Origin of the sequence: Actinotalea subterranea, assembly GCF_008364845.1 — a bacterium.
GTDB classification, from domain to species: Bacteria; Actinomycetota; Actinomycetes; order Actinomycetales; family Cellulomonadaceae; genus Actinotalea; species Actinotalea subterranea.
The window spans coordinates 513,731-532,461 of the sequence record NZ_VTTP01000001.1; the positions used below are offsets into that span (position 1 = coordinate 513,731).

Below are 18,731 nucleotides of genomic sequence, written 5' to 3' on the forward strand. Positions count from 1 at the left end.
GCGCGTGAACTCCGCGCAACCGGGTGGCGTGGCACGCACCCGACGCATTCTTTGCGATGATGTGACCATGAGCACCGCCGCCCAGCCCTACCCTGCACGCGTCGCGGGCCTCGACCCCGGCGAGCTGAAGGAGGCGCTGCGCAAGGACATCCGGGCCGAGCGCGATCGGCTCACGCCCAAGGCCCGGGCTCGCGCCGCCGAGGACTTCGCGCAGGTCGTCGGGGACCTGCCGCACATCCGGGCCGCACGTGTCGTCGCCGCCTACGTGTCGCGGCCGAACGAGCCGGGCACCGTCCCGCTGCTCGAGCGCCTCGCCCAACGGGGCACCCGGATCCTGCTGCCCGTGCTGGGCACCGGGCTCCAGCGCGACTGGGCATGGTTCACGACGGCCGCCGACCTCGAGGTCCGGGCACCCGGGCGACCGCCCGAGCCGAGCGGTCCCACGCTCGGTGCCGAGGTGCTCGCCGAGGCCGAGGCGATCGTCGCACCCGCGCTCGCGGTCGACACCGAGGGCGCGCGGCTGGGCCAGGGGGGCGGCTGGTACGACCGGGTGCTCGAGCACGCGCGGCCTGAGGCACTCGTGCTCGCGATGGTGTACCCGGACGAGGTGTACGACGCCACGACGCGCCCGCTGCCGCGCGAGCCGCACGACCGTCCGGTCGACGTGGTGGCCACGCCGACCACCTACCGCTGGCTCAGGAGGTCTCCGGACGGAGCGTGAGCTCGCGCGACGACGCCTCGCGCACCGCCTCGGCCGAGAACGGCCACGGGAACGTCTCGCCCCGGGCCCACGCGGCGAACTGGTCCGTGTAGTGGACGCTGCCCGGGTGCCCCGAGGTGCCCGTGAGCGTGACCCACGTCGAGGCGTCGAGGTCCGCGAGGTCGACGACCATGCGCATCGACGGGGCCGAGGTGACCTCGAACGAGCCCGTCGAGGCGTCCCAGGCGGTCGCGTTGACGATCGACGAGCCGCCGCTCACCGGGAGCGGACGCGGGTTCACGAGCTGACGCACGGCGCCGGGGACGCCCTCGCCCCCGAGGACCGCGTGCTCGGGCGCGGCGGTGTGCAGACGGCCCCACTCCCAGTCGCCCGCGTCCTTGCTCAGGTCGACCGTGAGCCGCAGGCGGGCCGTCGTCAGGGTGCGCGACAGGATCTCGTCACGGCTCTCGACGACGTTGACGGTCCGTCTGTCGTCCCACCACGCGCTGTCCGGCTGCTCGAGCAGGCGCACCACCACCTCGAGCCACCTGCTGTCGCCGCTGGGCCACTCCTCCTCGGGCAGGTCGTCCCAGAACGTCAGCTCGAGCAGCGTCGACCACACGGCCGCGAAGTACGCGGCCGCGGCCGAGTCCTCGTCCTGCGACAGGTCCCAGTCGCGCAGCAGGTCGACACCCTCCCGCGTGAACGCGCGGTCGACCGCCGCCTCGTCCTCGACGGGTGCCTGCAGCAGCGCAGGGACGAGCGCCGCGGCGTACGCGCTCCAGGCGTCGTTCTGCATCTGCGAGGTCAGCTCGGCGTCGATGGGCGTGCCCGCCGCGATCGCTTCGTCGAGGAGGTCCCGGATGCGCTCCGACCGGTAGCCGTAGTCCCAGTCGGCCGTGAGGAACGGGCCCGCGCCTGACGTCGTGACGGCCTGGTTCGCGGCGACGACGTAGCCGACCGCCGGGTCGAGCGCCGCCGGCATGTCGGCCGCGTCGACGTACCCCTGCCAGTCGTAGCGCGGGTCCCAGCCCGGCCGGGGCCAGGTGCCGTCGGACGGCACGGGGCCGTCGGCGACGCGCTCACGCACCGGGATGAGGCCCGGCGCCTGGTAGCCGATGTGCCCGTCCGTCGTCGCGAACACGATGTTCTGGGAGGGCACCGCGAAGAGCGCCGCGGCGTCCGCGATGTCCTGGGCGTCCGAGGCCGTCGCGAAGGCGAACACCGCGTCGGCGGTCCTGCCGGGCTCGAGCGCCGTCCAGGCGAGCGACACCTCGGGGCTGCCGCGGCCGCCGTCGGGCATGGGCGCGGACGCGAGCCGGCCGACGTCGAGCGCTCCCGAGACGATGGGGCCGTGCACGGTCGAGCGGATCTGGAGCTCCACGGGCTCGCCGCCGTTGACCTCGATGGTCTCCGTCCTGACCTCGAGGGGCACCTGCTCACCGTCACGCAGGTAGGTGCTCGCGTCCCGGTCCGTGCGCTCCAGGAAGAAGTCCGTGACGTCCGCGCCCAGGTTCGTCAGGCCCCACGCGAGCTCCGCGTTGTGGCCGATGACCACCCCGGGGAAGCCCGAGAACGTGAAGCCGGACACCGCGAACGGGCAGTCGGAGTCGACCTCCGTGCAGTACAGGCCCATCTGCGACCAGATGCCCGGGGCCGAGATCGACAGGTGCGGGTCGTTGGCCAGGAGCGGCTCGCCGGACGCGGTGTGCTCGCCGGACACGACCCACGAGTTGCTGCCGGTGCCGTCCCCCTCGCCGAGCAGGTGGGGCACGGCGTCGAGCGCCTCACGCACCGAGTCGAGCGCGCGCTGGAGGTCCGCGTCCAGGATGCCGTCGACGTCCGCCGCCGGGTCCGGCTCCACGGGTGCCGACGCGGGCGTGACCTCCGACAGGATCGGCGCGTTGACCTCCTGCGGGTAGCGCGGGAACAGCTCGTTGACGCGCGCGACGTCCCGCACCGTCGAGTACGTCAGGGCGCGCGCGAGCTCGTCGTCGTAGTTGCCGCGCAGGTCCCAGGCCATGGCCTTGAGCCACGCGAGGGAGTCGACCGGGTCCCACGGCTCGGGCTGCTCGACGTCGACCTGGAGGCCCAGGACCGCGTACTCGAGCGCGAGCGAGTCGGGTTCGCGCTGGTCGAGGTAGCTGTTCACGCCGTCCGCGTAGGCCTCCAGGTAGCGGCGCGTGTCGTCCGTGAGCAGGTCCCACTCCTGCTCGGCGACGTGCCTCCAGCCGAACGTGCGGATGACCTTGTCCGCGTCGAGCGCCTCCGGGTTCTCGCCGACGAGCTCCGAGAGCCGGCCCGCCGTCACGTGGCGCCGGTAGTCCATCTCGAAGAACCTGTCCTGCGCGTGCACGAACCCCTGGGCCCGGAAGAGGTCCTCGGCGTCGTCGGCGTAGATGCTCGGCACGCCCCGCGCGTCCCGCAGGACCGTCACCTCACCCGAGAGCCCGGGGAGCGTGAGCGTCCCCGAGTCGTCCGGCAGGGGCCGGCGGACCACCGTCGCCCCGAGGGCGAGGACCGCGACGAGCGCCAGGACGAGCGTGGCGGCGGTACCGACGAGCAGGCGCAGGGAACGACGACGAGGCACGGAGCGAGACTAACGGCCCGGCACCCGGTGGGCCGCCGGGCGCCGGGGACCGGCCGGGCCCCGCGCGCGGACGCGGGGTGCACGGCGACGCGCGCGGCCTCTACTATTGGCACTCGGACGAGTCGAGTGCCAGCCCGCAGGCGCCCGTCGCCGTCCCGGACCGTGATGGAGGAACCTGTGCCCACCTACGCCTACGCGTGCACGCAGTGCGACCACCGCTTCGACGCCCAGCAGGCGTTCACGGACGCCGCGCTCACGCAGTGCCCCCGCTGCGGCGGCCGGCTGCGCAAGCTCTTCGGCAACGTCGGCGTCGTGTTCAAGGGCTCGGGCTTCTACCGCAACGACGCACGCTCGGAGAGCAAGGGCGCCAAGACCTCCTCCGGCTCGTCCTCGTCCTCGTCGGCCGCCACGGCGGGCTCCGGCGGGTCCGCCGGGTCCGGGGCGACCACGAGCGGGTCCGGCAGCTCGGGTGGCGGCGACTCGTCGAGCTCCTCGTCCACGGGTGCGGGGTCCACCTCGACCTCCTCCGGGACCTCGACGTCGGGCGCGTCCACCGGGACGAGCGGGTCGTCGGGCGGCAGCTCGAGCGGGTCCGGGTCGAGCGGCTCGTCGACCGCAGCCTCGAGCTGACGCCCAGGCGTCACCGAGCAGGCGCCGGCTGACCTCGGGGCGCCCGCGGTCGTCGTCGTCCACAGGCCCTGACCTCGGTCTGCCCCGCCCCGGTCCCGACGGGTGCGCAGACCCGTCGTCGACCCTCACGCCTAGCGTCCGGACGTGGCCTCGACCGACCTGAAACCTGCCCGGCACCCGCGGCTGCCCCCTCGACGGGCGGTCGCCGTGCGCGTCCTGCTGTGGCGCACCCGACGGATCAGGGCGGTCCTGCTCCTGGTGCTGGTGGGGCTCGCCCTCGCCAGGCAGGCGGCGCCCCCGCCGCCCGTGAGCGTGCCGGTCGTGGTCGCCGCGCGGGACCTCGACGCGGGCAGCGCGCTGGACGCCGCCGACCTGCGCGTCGCCCACGTCCCCGCGGGCCTCGCGCCGCAGGCCGCGCACGCCGACGTGCAGGCACTCGTCGGGCGGACCGTCGCCGTCGCCGTCCCCCGAGGACTTCCGCTCGTCGACGCGAGCCTGGCCGGCGACAGGTTCGCGGTCGACGCGCCCGAGGGCACCGTCGTGGTGCCGGTGCAGGTCGGCGCCGGGGCCGTCACGGGCCTGCTCCGCCCCGGCGACCGGGTCGACCTCGTCTCGACGGCCGTGCCCGACCTCTGGACGTCCGGGTGCGCCGGCACCTTCCCCGGCGGGGCGGAGAGCGACGAGGCCGGGGACGGCGGGGCGGAGACCGATGAGGCCGGGGACGGCGAGCACGACCCGGGTGAGGCGGGCGCGGACGAGAGCACCGAGGACGGCTCGGCGAGGCAGGAGCAGGCCGCCGCGGACGCTTCAGGCGCGGGCTGCCCGGCACCCGAGCCGGAGGTGCTCGCCCGGGACGCGGTCGTGCTCGAGGTGCGCTCCGGCGCCGCGCAGGACGGCGGGCTGTCCCTCACGTCCGGCGGGGCCACCGACCCGCTCCTGCTCGTGGGCGTCACGCCCGACGACGGCGCCCGGCTCGCCTCCCTCGCAGGTTCCGGTGCCGTGGGCGTGGTCCTGGTGCAATGATCCGAGACGTACGCATCCGTACACCCCTGGGGGAGGACCCGCCATGATCACCGGCTTCAAGAACTTCATCATGCGAGGCAACGTCATCGACCTCGCCGTCGCGGTGGTCATCGGCGCCGCGTTCACCTCCGTGGTGACCGCGCTCGTCGAGGGCCTGCTCAACCCGCTCATCGCCGCGATCTTCGGGCAGCCCCAGCTCGACGACGTGTGGATGTTCGAGGTGAACGGGGCCGTGTTCACGATCGGCGCGGTCCTCGGCGCGATCATCAACTTCCTGCTCGTCGCGGCCGCCGTGTACTTCGTCGTCGTGATGCCCATGAACGCGCTCGCCGAACGGCGCAAGCGCGGCGTCGAGCCCGAGCCCGCCGCCCCCGCCGAGGACGTCCTGCTGCTCCAGGAGATCCGGGACCTGCTCGCCGCGCGACGCGACGTGTGAGCGCCTGCGCCCGCACCGCCCGGTGACGGGCCGTGCGGGCGCAGGGACGTGGGCCTGCGGGCCGGCGGGACCGACGCGTCAGCGCGTGAGCGCGAGCGCGTCCTCCGCGATCCCGACGAGCGTCTGGGCAGGCAGGGCCTCCTGCGGCGCGGTCGCGGCGGCCTGCATGACGACGACCACCGGCACGCCCCCGTCGACCGGCTCCGCCAGCCAGGCGCCCGCCATCGTGCCGACCGAGCTGCCGCCCTTGAACGCCACGTGCTCCCACGCGTCGTCGACCTCGATGCCCGGGTTGGCGGACAGGATCTCGCGCACCGGCTCGCCGGCACCCGTCGCAGCCCGCTGGGCGAGCGCGACGTGCGCGGCGCACAGGTCGGCACCGGTCGCGAACCAGTCGACGCCGTAGGGCCAGGCCGCGACGGCGCCGATCTCCTGCTCGTCGATCTCGACCGCGCCTCCAGGCAGGGCGGCGAGGATCTCCTCGCGACCGGCGGCGTCGGCGTCGCGCCACCGGCCACGCAGATCCTCGCCCCCGCCCCAGCCCAGCTGGAACAGCTCGCGTGTGGTCGCGAGCGGCACGTTGCGCGCGGGGTCGCCGTGGCCCATGTCCGTCAACGCCTGCTCGACCGCGTCGCGTCCCACCGCGTGCACGAGGAGGTCGGTCGCCGTGTTGTCGCTGATCGCGATCATGTCGCTCGCGGCTGCCTGCACCGTGATGACGGCCCCGGCGGGCTCGTCCTGAAGGTTCCCCGACGGGAGCGAGCGCAGGTCGTCGGTGAGGGTGAGCTCGGTGTCCCACGCGAGCCGACCGTCCTCGACGGCGTCGACCACTGCGCCGAGGACGTAGAGCTTGACGATGGACCCGACGGGCAGGCTCTCGCCCGCGGCGTTCCCCGCGGGCATGCCGTCGACGGGTACGCACCGGCCGTCCTCGACGCGTGCGACGTACAGCGAGGTCGAGCCGGGCAGCGCGGCGACCTCGTCGGACAGGTCGCCCCATGAGGTCGCGCGGTCACGGGGTGGCGCGGCGGGCGTGAAGAGCAGGCCCGCGATACGGCCGTCGGGGTCGACCGCGAGCTCCATGTCCAGCGAGCCGTCCTGCCCGTCGAGCCTGGCCAGCAGGGCGCCCGGCCCCGTCTCGACCGACGCGAGCGTCCACGGGCCCGCCGCGCGCAGCGACGTGAAGACGGGGTTCAGCTGGTCAGCGGGCACCTCGGCGAGGAAGGCCTCGGAGAACCGGCCGGCGATCTCGTCCTCCGGCACGTCCGCGGTTCCGGCGAGGGTCTCCAGGACCCAGGCCGCCTGCCGCCCCGCGTCGTCGTCGGGCAGGTCCACAGCCGGACCCGCGGCGTCCTCGACGGGTGCGGTCGGGCTCGGGCCTGACGCGTCACCACCGCCCGTGCAGCCGGCGAGCAGCGCGAACGTGCACGCCGTCGTGACTGCCGCCGCGCCCGGGTTCCGCCAACGGACGTCGCGGCCCGGACGTCCCCCGTCGTGCCTGCCGCCCGTCGTCATGCCGCCCCCTTCGCGTCGCAGCGATCACGGTACGGGCCCCCGGGCCGACCGCCCAAGCACGTCCGTCGGCGGGTCGCGCCAGGTGGCCACCACGCTCACCAGTGCGGTGGGACCTCGCGCAGGAACCGCTCGTCGTCGTCCGAGGCCGCCGGGCGCTCGCCCCAGCCCGTGTCCTGGTCCTCCGCGGCCCGGCGAGGCAGCAGCGGGACGTCGTCCGCCCCCGTGGCGGCGACCGCCGGCGGGGTCGGCGGCATGCCCCCCGTCGCCCGGCGTCGCCCGCGCCTGCGCGGCGCCGCACCGCCTGGCTGCTCGGGCGGCGCGGTCTGCTCCTCCGGTGCGTCGCGCGTCATCGGGCCCGCCGGACCGCGCCCTTCACGACAGCGTCGACGCGCGAGCCGCGCCGGACGATGCCCAGCTCGGCACGCAGCGCCGCCGCGAGCTCGTCTTCGGTGCGCTCGACGCCGTCCGCGCGCAGCCACGCGACGAGGTCGTCGAGCTGGTCGTCGCTGTACGCGCCGATCGGCAGCCCCCTCTCGACGGGCGGCCGCGCTGGTGCGGGCGTGGGAACGCCGGGGACGTCGAAGAGCGGCGCCATCCGGGCGTCGGCGGGGACGGGCGGCGGGACGGGTCCGAGCCGGCGGTCCAGCTGAGCGGGCGCGAACGGCTCGCGTCGAGCAGCGGCGGGTGCGGCGGGCTCACCTCGCGCCGCGGCGGGCTCGGCCGCGGCGGGATCGACGGTGGTGGGCTCGGTGGCGGTGGGCCCGGCGGCGGCGGGCTCGACGACGGCGGGCCCGGCGGGGGCGTGTGCCGGTGCCGCGTCCTGCGGCGTCTCGCCCGTGGAGGACGGCACGAGCGAGGGCACCGGCATCCGGCGCTTCTTGGCCGGCCGCCCCTTGGCGGACGTCCGCACGGGCTCGCGGGCGCCGTGCGCGTCCGCGGGGATCCCGGTCGGCGACCAGGCGGGCATCTCCGGCGCCCTGGCGACCGCGGCCGGCCCGGGTGCGGCCTCGGTCCGGTCCGGCGCCGCCGGGTCGGACGGCACGGGCGCCGGGTCGGGTGCCTCCGACCTCAAGCCGGACGCCACCGGCTCGGACGGGACCGGGGACGGCTCCGCCGGGATGCCGGACCGTGCGGCGGACGGTGCTGGGGACGCTGCGGCGGCAGGCTCGGCGCGGGCCGTCCGGGGCGTGGCGTCCTCCGCGGCGGCCGCGCGTCGGGCGCTCCCGGAGGGCGACTGCCCGGCGTCGGGCACGGCCTCGTCTGCGTCGGCCGGGAGTGCGGGAACCATGAGCGGTGCGCGGGGCGCCGGGCGGGAGGCGAGGCGCCGCGCGCACGCGGTGACGGTCGCCTCGCTGATCGCGTCGGCCTCGCCCTGCGGGTCGAGGAACGCGGCGGCGGACCAGACCTGGACGACCGTCCAGCCCAGGCGCTCGAGCCGCTCGGGGATCTGGCGGTCACGCACGCGGACGCTCGGCTCGCCGACGTAGCCGTCGTCGTCGGTGAGGACGGCGACGAGCATCTCGTCCGGGAGGTCCGGGTGGCCCACGACGAGCGGGATGCGTGGGCCCCCGGCGATGCCGTGGTCGAGGTCGACCGTGAGCCCTCGGCGCCACAGGCGCTCGGCCAGGTCCAGCACGAGGCGGTCGGGCTCGGGCCCGCGGGCGGTCGGTGCGGTCCGGTCGAGCCCGTCAGCCGCGTCCGTCCGGCGCGCGGCGAGGTCGAGGAGCGCCGACAGGAGCACGGCGCCGGGGGCGCGCAGCCGCTCCGGGTCGAGGTCCTCGGGGCCGAAGCAGCTGACGATGGTGAGCCGGCGGCGGGTCGCACCGAGCGCCTCGAGCAGCCGGCCGTCGCCGCCCGTCTCGCTGAGCCGGCCGAACCTGTGGAGCACGCGGCCGTGCGGGGTTCGGCCGAAGCCGAGCGAGAAGACGACGGCCTCGCGGCTCAGACCCTGGGTCGCACCGACCTCGACGACGACGAACGGCTCGGCCTGCTCGGGCCGGAAGTACGCCTCGAGTGCCGGGTTGTCACGGACCTCGGCCATCACGGCCTCGCGGACCCGCTCGGCGTGCACCGGTGAGGCGGTGACCACCGCGAGCGACTCCTCGGGGCGGGTCAGGGCGTGCTCCACGACGAGCTCGACGACGTGCTCGACCTCCGCGCGCGTGCCCTCGACGGCGCCGTTCGCCGCGGGCATGCCACTGCCGTCGACCCGGTCGAGGCGCAGGAGCGAGCCGGCGACGGGCAACGGCGTCGCGGTGAGCCGGCCGGCGTAGCCGTGCTCGGCGAGGAATGCGGTCAGGTGCGGGTCGCGCCGCGAGCTGTCCGCGTGGAGCGAGATCGACGGCAGCACCGCCGCGAGCTGCGCGAGGGCGGTGCCCGAGGCGCTCCGGGTGTCCCCCACGACCACGACCTGGCGGCCGCGTGCGAGCGCGGGCACGAGCGCCTCGAGCGGGAGGTGGCCCGCCGCGTCCAGGATCACGAGGTCCTCGGTGCGGGACGCCGGCAGCAGGTGCGGCACGAGCATCGGTGCCGCGACGAGGCACGGTCGCAGGTGCCGCGCGACGGCCGGGTACCGCTCGACGGCGTGGCGCAGGCTCGTGAAGCGGTCCTCGATGATCTCGGCGAACAGTCCCTGGGTCTGCTCCTCGGCCGAGCGCAGGCGCATGCGCAGCGACTCGCGCGTGGCGGCCCGGTGCAGGACCGCGCGGTCCTGGAGGTGACGCCGGTCCAGGGCCCTGAACTCGGCGACGAGGCGTGCGAGGCCCGTGCCGTCGTACCCGGCGAGCGCCGGGTCCTCGCGCAGGATCTCCTCGAGCACCGTGCTCCACCACGCGAGCTCGAGCTCGGCGCCGACGATCGCCGCACCGGCCCGCCGGTCGGCCAGGTCGGCGACGAGCTCGCCGAGGCCCTGCCTGTCGAGGCTCCGCAGGAGGGCGGTGCGCTCGGGGAGCGTGTCGAGGGCCGACCCGTCGGCCTTGAGCCGGCGCAGCCTGTCGCGCAGCTGCGCCCACGTGAGGCCGTCGAGCGCGCCGCCCGACGGCGTGCCCCCGAGCACGGCCGCCAGGGCGTCGAGGTGGGCCCGCGCCTCGCGGTTGTCGTGCTCGATCTCGAACAGACCCTCGGGGATGCGCGGCCAGCCGCCGGCGGGGCAGTGGGCCTGCCACACCTCGCGCTGCGCCTGGACGTCGACGAGGGCGGCGTGCAGGTCAGCCACGGGGCGTCCCGGACGCAGCATGTCCTTGGCCTGCTTGCGCAGCCGGCGGCGCAGCGTGCCGTTCATCTCGATGCCGCGTTCCTCGCGCCACGCGTGCGGCGCCGTGGCGGCGACCAGGTCGGCGGCCGAGCGCTCGAACACGAGCGGCTGGAACACGTCGAGCGCGCCGCGGACCCCGGCGAGCATCTCGAGCTGCTCGCCCCACTGCGCGGGGGTCGACGCGCGGGTGAGCCCGGTCGCGTCGGCGACGCGCGCCACCTGGTCCTCGAGGCGCGGCAGCACGTCGTCGAGCAGCTCGTCGATGCGCCGCAGGGCCGTCTGGGCACGCTCGGGGGTCGGCAGGTCCGCGCCGTACCAGGCCGTCGCGCGCGAGCTGTGGGAGAAGGCGCCGAGGCCCGCGGCGTGGACGAGGTCCGCACGGGCCTGCGCCCGCCGCTCCGCGGTGAGCGACTCGGCGACGGGTGCGGTCAGGCGCACGGTCGTCTGCGGCGTGGGCCGGACGGAGGTGAGTCGCGCGAGGGCCTGGAGCGCGTCGTAGGCCGAGATGCCCCAGGGCGCGCGCACGAGGTGGAGGCCGTCGATGTAGCCGTGCAGGCGGCGACGCCGGTCGAGGAGCTCGCGCTGGACGATCTCGACCTTGTCCGACTCGACGTGCACGGGCTCGACGGTCATCGCGCCGAGCAGGCGCCGACCGGCCTTCGCCCGCCACGCCGAGTCCGGGGCGATGTCCAGGACGAGCTCGTCGAGCCCGAGGGCCGCGAGCCGCTCGGTCAGCACGGTCGCGGCACGACGGTGCCCTGCGACGTAGAGGATCGTGCGCCCGCTCGCGGCGGCGTCGGCGACGACCGCCGCGAGGGTCCCGGGGACGTCGCTGCCCGACGGCGCGTCGACGAGCAGGTGGTGGCCGGCCGCGATCGCGTCGAGCACGTAGGTCTGGGCGGTGTCGAGGTCGCCGACGCCGCGCTCCTGGTCCAGGGCGCGGTCGCCGCGGAGCATGGGCGGCAGGGGGTGCGCGAGCGCGTCGACGGCGCGCTGGTCGCCGGCGAGCGCGGCGAGCAGCTCGTGCTTGTGCAGCGTGCCCGCCTGGGCGTCCAGGTCCGCCACGAGGGCCTGCTCCGGGTGCACGAACGTGCCCACGAGCAGCCGGTCGTCCAGGCGGAACCCGGGCAGGACGGCCTCGCCGAGGGACACGAGGCGTTCGAGCGCGGGCCGTGGGTCGAAGCCCGACGCCGTGAACGCGCCACGGGCGAGCGCCGTCGGGTCGAGCAGCGCGCCGCGACGGCGCAGGGCCGTGGCGAGCAGGGGGTTGATCTCGAGCGACGGCTCCAGGGTGAGGTCGTAGTCGCTCTCGCCGCGCCCCCGGGGCGTGACGGCGATGGGCCGCAGGAGCACGGGCGCGGCGATGGTCCGGGGTTGCGCCTCCTCGCGCGGGGCCGCCTCGGCCCGGGACGGCCCGCCGTCGGTGGCGCCGGACGGGTCCGGGCGTGCGGCGTCGGCGAGCGCACCGACGGCCGACAGGTCGACGCCCGTCCCGGCGTCGGGCTCCTCGGTCCAGGTCGCGACGCCGATCGCGAGGAACGCGGACGCGAGGCCGTACCGCTGCGCGTGCTCCTCCGCGAGGGCGCCGACGGCGCGCGTGCGCCGCTTCGCCGCGGACAGGGCCGAGCCCTCGCGCACGAGGTTGGACAGCCGGGTCGCCCGGCCGGCGAACAGCTGGGCGATGCCCGAGGGGTGGGCGGCCGACAGGTCGAGCTGGGCGTCGCCGAGCCGTGCCACGTCCGCGAGCGCGGAGTGGTCGGCCCGGGCCGAGAGGCCCGCGCGCCAGTGCTCGCACGCCTGCTCGACGATCTGGGCGGTGGTCAGGCGGGGTACCGCGACAGGGGCGGAGTCCTCGGGCCCGCGGCGGTCCGCTCTGTCGGGTCCCGGGCCTTGGATGCGCGCGGGAGCAGTCACGGGTTCACGCTAACCGCGCAACGTCCGCGTGCCGCGTTGGCGCGCCGTCGTGAGCGGGGTGAAGCGGTGGGCGAGGCGCCTGGGCGGCCGCGGTCAGCGGGAGGCGCCTGGGGCCCTCCTGGGGCACCGCTGCCCGGCGCCGCGGTCCACGGGTTGTCGGCCGGCCCGTGGATCACGGGCCGGCCGACCCCGGACGTAGAACAGTGCGCACCGCGCAGGGGGCAGGCGATGCGCACTGTCAGGGCAAGTGTGGCCCCTCGGACACCTTGCGTCAAACAAGTCATTGAACGCTGGACGACGACGGAGCGGCACGCACCGTCAGCCCCGGCCGGGACCGCATCCAGGCACCCGGCGACCACGACGACGATCCTGTTGACATTTACCTTGTGCCCCATATAGTTGGGCACAAGGCAGGCGCAGGGCCCGCCGGACGCGACAGGAGACACGCCATGGGAACGATCACCGTCGGGACCGAGAACTCCACCGACATCGAGCTGTACTACGAGGACCACGGAACCGGTCAGCCCGTCGTGCTGATCCACGGCTACCCGCTCGACGGCCAGTCCTGGGAGAAGCAGACCGCCGCGCTCGTCGAGGCCGGGTACCGGGTCGTCACGTACGACCGCCGCGGCTTCGGCCGCTCGAGCAAGGTCATGACCGGCTACGACTACGACACGTACGCCGCCGACCTCGACACCGTGCTCCGCACGCTCGACCTCCGCGACGTCGTGCTCGTCGGCTTCTCCATGGGCACCGGCGAGGTCGGTCGGTACCTCGGCACGTACGGCTCCGAGCGCGTCGCCAAGGCCGCGTTCCTCGCGTCGCTCGAGCCGTTCCTGCTCCAGACCGACGACAACCCCAGCGGCGTCCCGCAGGACGTCTTCGACGGCATCGCCGCGACCGCCCGGGCCGACCGGTACGCGTGGTACGACCAGTTCTACGCGGACTTCTTCAACACGGACGAGAACCTGGGCACCCGGCTCAGCGAGGCCGCGGTCCGCGGTGCCTGGGTCACCGCTGCAGGGTCCGCGCCCATCGGTGCGTACGCCGTCGTGCCGGCGTGGCTCACGGACTTCCGTGCCGACATCGAGAAGGTGGACGTCCCGGCGCTCATCCTGCACGGGACGGCCGACCGCATCCTGCCGATCGACGCGACCGCGCGCCGGTTCCGCGAGCGCCTCCCCCAGGCCACGTACGTCGAGGTCGAGGGCGCGCCGCACGGCCTGCTCTGGACCCACGCGGCCGAGGTCAACGAGGCTCTCCTGAGCTTCCTGCGGAGCTGATCGAGGTGCGTCGCCCGGCGGGCCTGCGGAGCGACCGGCGCCCCGTGCGCACGGTCCCGCCCGGCCCGCCGGGCGCGCCCGCTCCGGATGCGCCCGGATACGATGCGGGGATGCCCAGCACCCGTGGCGCGGGCGCGTCAGCCACGCCCCGACCAGCCCGTCCGACCCCCGCGGCTGCCGACGGCGCGGCCGGGACCACGGCGGGGCCCGGACCGCTCGACGCGATGATCTGCTTCGACGTGTACGCCGCGACGCGGGGCCTGACGACGGCCTACCGCCCGCTCCTCGACGGCCTGGGGCTCACCTACCCCCAGTACCTCGTCATGCGGGTCCTGTGGTCGCGTGGGCCGAGCGCCGTGCGGACGCTCGTCGAAGAGCTCCACCTCGACTACGGGACCCTGTCCCCGCTCCTCAAGCGGCTCGAGACCGCCGGGCTCGTGCGGCGCGAACGCCGGGCCGACGACGAGCGCTCGGTCCTCATCTCGCCGACAGCCGACGGCGCCGCCCTCGAGGCCCGCACCGGTCACATCGGCGAGGCGATCCAGGAGGCGACCGGCCTGACCGACGAGGAGACGGCTGAGCTGAGCCGCCTGCTCCACAAGCTCAACGCGAGCGTCGCGCGCACCGTTCGCTGACGCCGCGGCCCCGGCAGCCCGCGCCCGCACGCGTCTGGCCCGCCGGCCCGCCTACCCTTCGACGACCGGCGCGGACCCGTCCGCTCAGCTCTCCCGTCGGCGCCGGGCCGCGAGAAGCATGGCCCCCACGGCCGTCAGGGCGAGCGCCAGGGCGCCCGTCGACACGGCCGAGGCCCCCGTCGAGCTGAGGCCTGCCGCACGCGCCACGCCGGCCGGTGCCGCAGAGGCTGCGCCGGCGCCCGTCCCGCGCGTCGCGGCACCACCCGAGCCTGCTCCGCCGGTCCCGCCGGTCCCGCCGGAGCCGCCGCCACCCGTGCTCCCGCCGCCGCCCGCGGCCGGCACGTCGAGCGCGACGGCGGGCAGGTCGATGGTGCCCGCCGCGGTCGTCACGCGCAGGCGCAGGAGCAGCCCGTCGTCGGCGGCGGTCGGGGTGTAGCGGACCACGAAGGTCGTGCGCGTCGCGACGACCGCGTTCGCGGTCACCGTCCCCACGGCCGCCATGAGGCCCGATGAGACCGGGCCGACGACGAGGTCCTGGGTCACGGCGCCCGCAGGCAGGGGACCCCACGTCGCACCGCCGTCACGCGACGCGAGCCACGTCGCGGTCGGTCCGACCCCGTCGACGGTGTAGGAGAACGTCATCGGGGTCCCCGCCGTGACGGGCACGGTCCCGGTCGCGTCGGGTGCGACCCCGTCAGGGCCTGAGACGAGCGCGGGCGGGGCCGCGATCGCGACCGTCGCCGCAGCGCTCACTGCCGTGCGGGGACCTGCGAGGAGCGTCGACGACGCACGCGCACGCACCTGCAGACCGTCGTCCGTCGCGGCGACGACGAGGTCGAACGAGGCGCCCGAGGCGCCCGGCACCGGCGTCCACACCGCACCGTCGGGCGACGTCTCCCAGGAGATGACCGGCGTCGGGCTACCCGTGACCGTGACGGCGAAGCGTGCCGTCCCGCCCACCCCGACGACCATGTCCTGGGGGTCGGACACACCGGGTGGCGTCAGGACGTGCAGCGCCGCGACCGAGCTCGCGACGTCCTGCGCGGCGGCGTTCGAGGCGAGCGCGCGGTACTCGCGGCCGTCGTCGGCCGCGACGACGGCCAGGGTCCAGCCGGTCGCACCCGGGACGTCCTCCCACGCCCCACCGGCCGTCCGCACCTGCCACCGCACCGACGGGGCCGGACGCCCCACGGCCGCCGCGGTGAGGGTGACGGTCGTCCCGGCGTCCACCGTCGCGTCGACCGGCTGGGTGGTGAAGACGGGCGCCTCCCGTACGGTCAGCACCGCGCTCGCCGAGTCCACGGCCGGGCCGGCACCGGTGACCCGTGCGCGGACCTCGAGGCCGTTGTCGGCGCTGACCGTCGTGCGCGTGTAGGTGGCTCCGGTCGCACCCGGGACGTCCTCCCAGGTCGCGGCCCCGGACGCCCGCGTCTGCCACTGGACGCCGGGCACCGGGTTGCCCGCGACGGTCACCCGGAAGGTCGCGTCGCCGCCCGCGACCGCGGTGGTGTCCGTGGGCTGCTCGGTGACCTGGGGCCCCCAGGTCACCGAGAGGGTGGCGGCGGGGCTCGTCGTGGTGCCGGCCAGGTTGGACGCGACCATGCGGTACTGCCGCCCGTCGAGGCTGCGGTGCGCCGTCACCTGCAGCCGGTTCGTGGTCGCGCCGGTCACGCCCGGGCCGTCGACCACGTCGGTCCACGTGGTGCCCCCGGCGGGCGCGGTCTCCCACCGGACCGTCGCCGTCGGGTACCCGTCGACGGTGGCCTCGAGCACCGCGGTGCTGCCCTCGGCGACCGTCGTGGCGCCCGGTGCGCCGACGGTCGGCGGGACGCCGCGCTGCACGGTCCGGGTCACGGCCGCGCCGTCGAACGTCGCGGTCACGTCCACCGCCGTCGCGGCACCCGTCGTGTACGTGGTGCGCGCGGTCCCGTCGGTCCGCACCGCCAGGTCGCTCGACGGCGCGTCGGCACCCGACACCGGTGCGAACGCCCACGTCACCGGGCGTCCCGCCATGCGCGCGAGCAGCGCCGGGGCTGCGGGGGTGCCGTCCGAGAGGCGCAGGGACGCGGTGACGGTGGTGACGGCGCCCTGCGCGGGCACGGCCGGCGAGACGCTCGTCGTGAGCGTCGCGTAGGGCGCGACGGCGGTCGCCTCGACCGCGGTGTCGCACCCCGGGGCGCCCGGGCCGCCCGTGCACCCCCACCAGCTCCCGGTCACGGACACCGGGCCGCGCACGGCCACCCTGCCGGACGAGCCGTCGAACGTCTCGGTGTTGCCGACCAGGCGCGTGGCAGTCACGGTGCCCCCGCCGGGCAGTGCGAGAGCGGCACCCGCGCCGGCGGCCGTGGCGGCTCCCGTGACCGTGTTGCCCGCGACGTCCGACCCGACGACGGACGTCGGCCCGGTCGCGAGGACGGCGGAGCCACGGACCCCGGACGCGGCCGGTGCGGTGACGCTGTTCGCGGTGAAGGCCGACCCCGTGATCGTCAGCGGGACGTCCCGCGACCAGATCGCTCCACCGCCCAGGACGCCGTCCTCGTCGGTCCCGGTCACTGTGTTGCGGGTGAACACCGAGTCGGTGACGGTCATGGTGTCCGTGCCGTCGACCCCGAGCATGGCGACGGCTCCGCCGGGAGCGCCGTCCGAGGTGTTGTCCGTGAACGTGCACCGCGTGATCTCGAGCCGGCCGCCCGTCATCTGCACCGCGCCGCCGGGAGCAGCCGCGCGGCGCGGCCCGTTCGCGTTGTGGTGCACGGAGCAGTCGGACAGGCGCAGGGTGTCCGGGGCGCCCGGCGTGCCCGAGCCCGCGAGGATCGCGCCACCGCCCGCGACCTCGGCCGCGTCGGTCGCGTCGGGCGCCCCGTTGCGGAGCTCGACGTGCGAGAGCGTCACGTCGACGCCGCCGACGAGGAGCGGGTCGATGTCGAGGATCCGCCGCGCCTTGCCGTCGACCACGAACGTGCCGGGTGAGGTGACGGTGATCGTCGCCGGGCCCGCCGGGGCGATGACGAGCGGGCCCTGCGAGAGGCTCACCACCATCGCGTCGGGCACCACGACGACCGCGTCGCCGTCGGCCGACGCCGCGCACAGCGCCTCACGCAGGGTCGTGCCCGCCGCGCCGTCGTCGCACCCCGCCGTGAGCGCGGCGTCCGAGGCGACCGTGACCGTGACCGTCGTCGCGGCCGCGGCGGACCCGACGGGGCCGAGCATGCCGCCCACGAGGGCCAGCAGCCCCACGGCGGCGACGGACGCGGGCATGCGCGGCGACAGCCGGGCGGTGAGGGGCATGCGCCGAGGTTAGGGGGTTTCACCCGGTCGGCTGGCAGACCGAACGGGTGAATCCTCATAGGCTCGCTGCGCCCCACCCGTGCGACAGGTCCCGAGGTCCCCCGTGCTCACACGCCGTTCCGTGCTAGCCGCCGGCGGTGCCCTCGTGGCCGCCGGGGTGGTCGTCGGCGGCGTCGAGCTCGGCCGCCGCCGCGCGATCCCGCTCACGGCGGAGGCGCTGACGCCCCTCGTCGGCACGCGCTTCCGCACGGGCGACGCGACCCTGACCCTCACCGCTGTCACGGGCCTGGAGGGGCCGACGCCCCGGCACGACGCGTTCCGGCTCGTCTTCACCACCCACGACACGGCGGACCTGCCCGGGGCCACCCGGGTGCTCGAGCACCGCGACGGCGACCTCGCGGTCCACCTCGGACCCGTCGGGGCCGAGCGCACGGACCTCGAGGCCGTCGTGAACAGGACGGTCTGATGCGGCTGCGCCCCGCGACGCCCGCGGACGCACCGTTCCTGGCCGCGCTGCACGCGGCCGTCCGCGCCGACGAGGTCGCGGCGTTCGGCTGGCCGGCCCCGGTCGCCGACGCGTTCCTGGGCCAGCAGCACGCTGCCCGCGAGCGCCACTACGCGCTCGCGCACCCCGGCGCGCAGGACCTGCTCGCCGAGGTCGACAACGCACCCGTCGGCCGGCTCCTCCTCGACGTCCGGCCGGGCCGCATCGACCTCGTGGACCTCGCGGTCCACCCGGCGCACCAGCGCGCCGGGCACGGGACGGCGCTGCTCGCCGGCGTCCTCGCGCGCGCCGACGCGACCGGTGCGGGCGTGCGCCTGACCGTGCGCGCCGACAACACCGGCGCCCGGCGGCTCTACGCGCGCCTGGGCTTCGCCGTCGTCGCGGACGACGGTCTCGACCTGACGCTCGAGCGCACGACGCTCGCGGCACGGACGGAGGTACCGCATGGGTCAGCCCTACGTCGGTGAGATCCGCATGTTCGGCGGCAACTTCGCCCCGATCGGCTGGGCGATGTGCGACGGTCAGCTCTTGTCCATCTCGGAGAACGACGTCCTCTTCACCCTCATCGGGACCACGTACGGCGGGGACGGGCAGCAGACGTTCGCCGTGCCCGACCTGCGGGGCCGGTGGCCGCTGCACCAGGACGGCGGCCACGTCCTGGGCAGGCAGGGCGGGCTCGAGACCGTCCTGCTGACGACCCAGCAGCTGCCCGTGCACCGGCACACCCCGCAGGGCTCGGCTGCGGAGGCCACGGCCTCGACGCCCGCCGGCGGGGTCTGGGCGGCGTCGACGGCGCCCGCCTTCCTGCCCACGCCGGGCGCGTCGACCGCACCGATGGCGACCGGCGCCCTGGACCCGGTCGGGGGCAGCGAGCCGCACGAGAACCGGCCGCCGTACCTCGTCGTCCACTTCATCATCAGCCTCTACGGCATCTACCCCGCGCAGGCCTGAGGGAGCAG

Annotated in this window: 14 protein-coding genes and 1 pseudogene; 9 read left to right on the top strand and 6 right to left on the bottom strand. The window is 75.9% G+C overall.

Translation table 11 applies throughout. From position 1 onward, the window contains the following. The first annotated feature begins 67 nt into the window (after nt 1-67). Nucleotides 68-721: a 5-formyltetrahydrofolate cyclo-ligase gene (locus tag FZ988_RS02325; protein WP_149202362.1), complete on the top strand. Its 654-nt coding sequence runs from the start codon at nt 68-70 to the stop codon at nt 719-721. Here FZ988_RS02325 and FZ988_RS02330 read toward each other — a convergent pair. Next, nucleotides 696-3,290 (bottom strand): penicillin acylase family protein, encoded by a 2,595-nt coding sequence (locus FZ988_RS02330; protein ID WP_149202363.1) that lies wholly within the window; start codon nt 3,288-3,290, stop codon nt 696-698. The genes FZ988_RS02325 and FZ988_RS02330 overlap by 26 nt on opposite strands. 165 nt (nt 3,291-3,455) lie before the next feature. On the opposite strand from FZ988_RS02330, the pseudogene FZ988_RS19185 reads away from it, so the two are divergent. Continuing rightward, nucleotides 3,456-3,608, top strand: a pseudogene (locus FZ988_RS19185) (FmdB family zinc ribbon protein); the annotation flags it as partial. Nucleotides 3,609-3,622: 14 nt separating this feature from the next. Here the strand turns inward: FZ988_RS19185 and FZ988_RS19190 are convergent. Further along, a complete protein-coding gene (locus tag FZ988_RS19190; RefSeq protein ID WP_342781115.1) occupies nt 3,623-3,934 on the bottom strand; it encodes a hypothetical protein in 312 nt (103 codons plus the stop codon). A gap of 130 nt (nt 3,935-4,064) precedes the next feature. Here FZ988_RS19190 and FZ988_RS02340 point away from each other — a divergent pair, with 130 nt between their 5' ends. Together FZ988_RS02340 and mscL are read left to right on the top strand one after the other, a co-directional pair. Continuing rightward, nucleotides 4,065-4,943 (top strand): SAF domain-containing protein, encoded by an 879-nt coding sequence (locus FZ988_RS02340; RefSeq protein WP_149202365.1) that lies wholly within the window; start codon nt 4,065-4,067, stop codon nt 4,941-4,943. Between the two features lie 43 nt (nt 4,944-4,986). Next, on the top strand, nt 4,987-5,379 hold the full coding sequence (gene mscL / locus FZ988_RS02345; protein ID WP_149202366.1) for a large conductance mechanosensitive channel protein MscL: 393 nt from the start codon (nt 4,987-4,989) through the stop codon (nt 5,377-5,379). Nucleotides 5,380-5,457: 78 nt separating this feature from the next. Here the strand turns inward: mscL and FZ988_RS02350 are convergent, their stop codons facing one another. From FZ988_RS02350 to FZ988_RS19110, 3 genes are all read right to left on the bottom strand, one after another. Next, nucleotides 5,458-6,894: a Cpe/LpqF family protein gene (locus FZ988_RS02350; protein WP_149202367.1), complete on the bottom strand. Its 1,437-nt coding sequence runs from the start codon at nt 6,892-6,894 to the stop codon at nt 5,458-5,460. Between the two features lie 95 nt (nt 6,895-6,989). Continuing rightward, the gene (locus tag FZ988_RS02355) at nt 6,990-7,244 is read right to left on the bottom strand and encodes a hypothetical protein (RefSeq protein ID WP_149202368.1); all 255 of its coding nucleotides are present in this window, start codon (nt 7,242-7,244) and stop codon (nt 6,990-6,992) included. Further along, nucleotides 7,241-12,061 (bottom strand): hypothetical protein, encoded by a 4,821-nt coding sequence (locus tag FZ988_RS19110; RefSeq protein ID WP_149202369.1) that lies wholly within the window; start codon nt 12,059-12,061, stop codon nt 7,241-7,243. The genes FZ988_RS02355 and FZ988_RS19110 overlap by 4 nt, the downstream gene beginning before the upstream one ends. A 449-nt stretch (nt 12,062-12,510) precedes the next feature. Between FZ988_RS19110 and FZ988_RS02365 the strand changes: the two genes are divergently transcribed. Together FZ988_RS02365 and FZ988_RS02370 are read left to right on the top strand one after the other, a co-directional pair. Further along, nucleotides 12,511-13,344: an alpha/beta fold hydrolase gene (locus FZ988_RS02365; RefSeq protein WP_149202370.1), complete on the top strand. Its 834-nt coding sequence runs from the start codon at nt 12,511-12,513 to the stop codon at nt 13,342-13,344. Between the two features lie 110 nt (nt 13,345-13,454). Further along, nucleotides 13,455-13,979, top strand: coding sequence for a MarR family winged helix-turn-helix transcriptional regulator (locus tag FZ988_RS02370; RefSeq protein WP_149202371.1), 525 nt, complete (start codon nt 13,455-13,457; stop codon nt 13,977-13,979). Between the two features lie 84 nt (nt 13,980-14,063). Here FZ988_RS02370 and FZ988_RS02375 read toward each other — a convergent pair whose 3' ends face one another. Then, a complete protein-coding gene (locus tag FZ988_RS02375; RefSeq protein WP_149202372.1) occupies nt 14,064-17,267 on the bottom strand; it encodes an immunoglobulin domain-containing protein in 3,204 nt (1,067 codons plus the stop codon). A gap of 103 nt (nt 17,268-17,370) precedes the next feature. Between FZ988_RS02375 and FZ988_RS02380 the strand changes: the two genes are divergently transcribed. From FZ988_RS02380 to FZ988_RS02390, 3 genes are read left to right on the top strand one after another with little or no spacing between them, the layout of a single operon-like run. Next, entirely contained in the window at nt 17,371-17,733 is a 363-nt protein-coding gene (locus FZ988_RS02380; RefSeq protein ID WP_188078941.1) for a DUF6916 family protein, read from the top strand. After that, nucleotides 17,733-18,239, top strand: a complete 507-nt coding sequence (locus tag FZ988_RS02385; protein ID WP_149202374.1) for a GNAT family N-acetyltransferase — start codon at nt 17,733-17,735, stop codon at nt 18,237-18,239. The genes FZ988_RS02380 and FZ988_RS02385 overlap by 1 nt, the downstream gene beginning before the upstream one ends. Next, nucleotides 18,217-18,723 (top strand): phage tail protein, encoded by a 507-nt coding sequence (locus FZ988_RS02390; RefSeq protein ID WP_149202375.1) that lies wholly within the window; start codon nt 18,217-18,219, stop codon nt 18,721-18,723. The genes FZ988_RS02385 and FZ988_RS02390 overlap by 23 nt, the downstream gene beginning before the upstream one ends. The last annotated feature ends 8 nt before the right edge of the window (nt 18,724-18,731 follow it).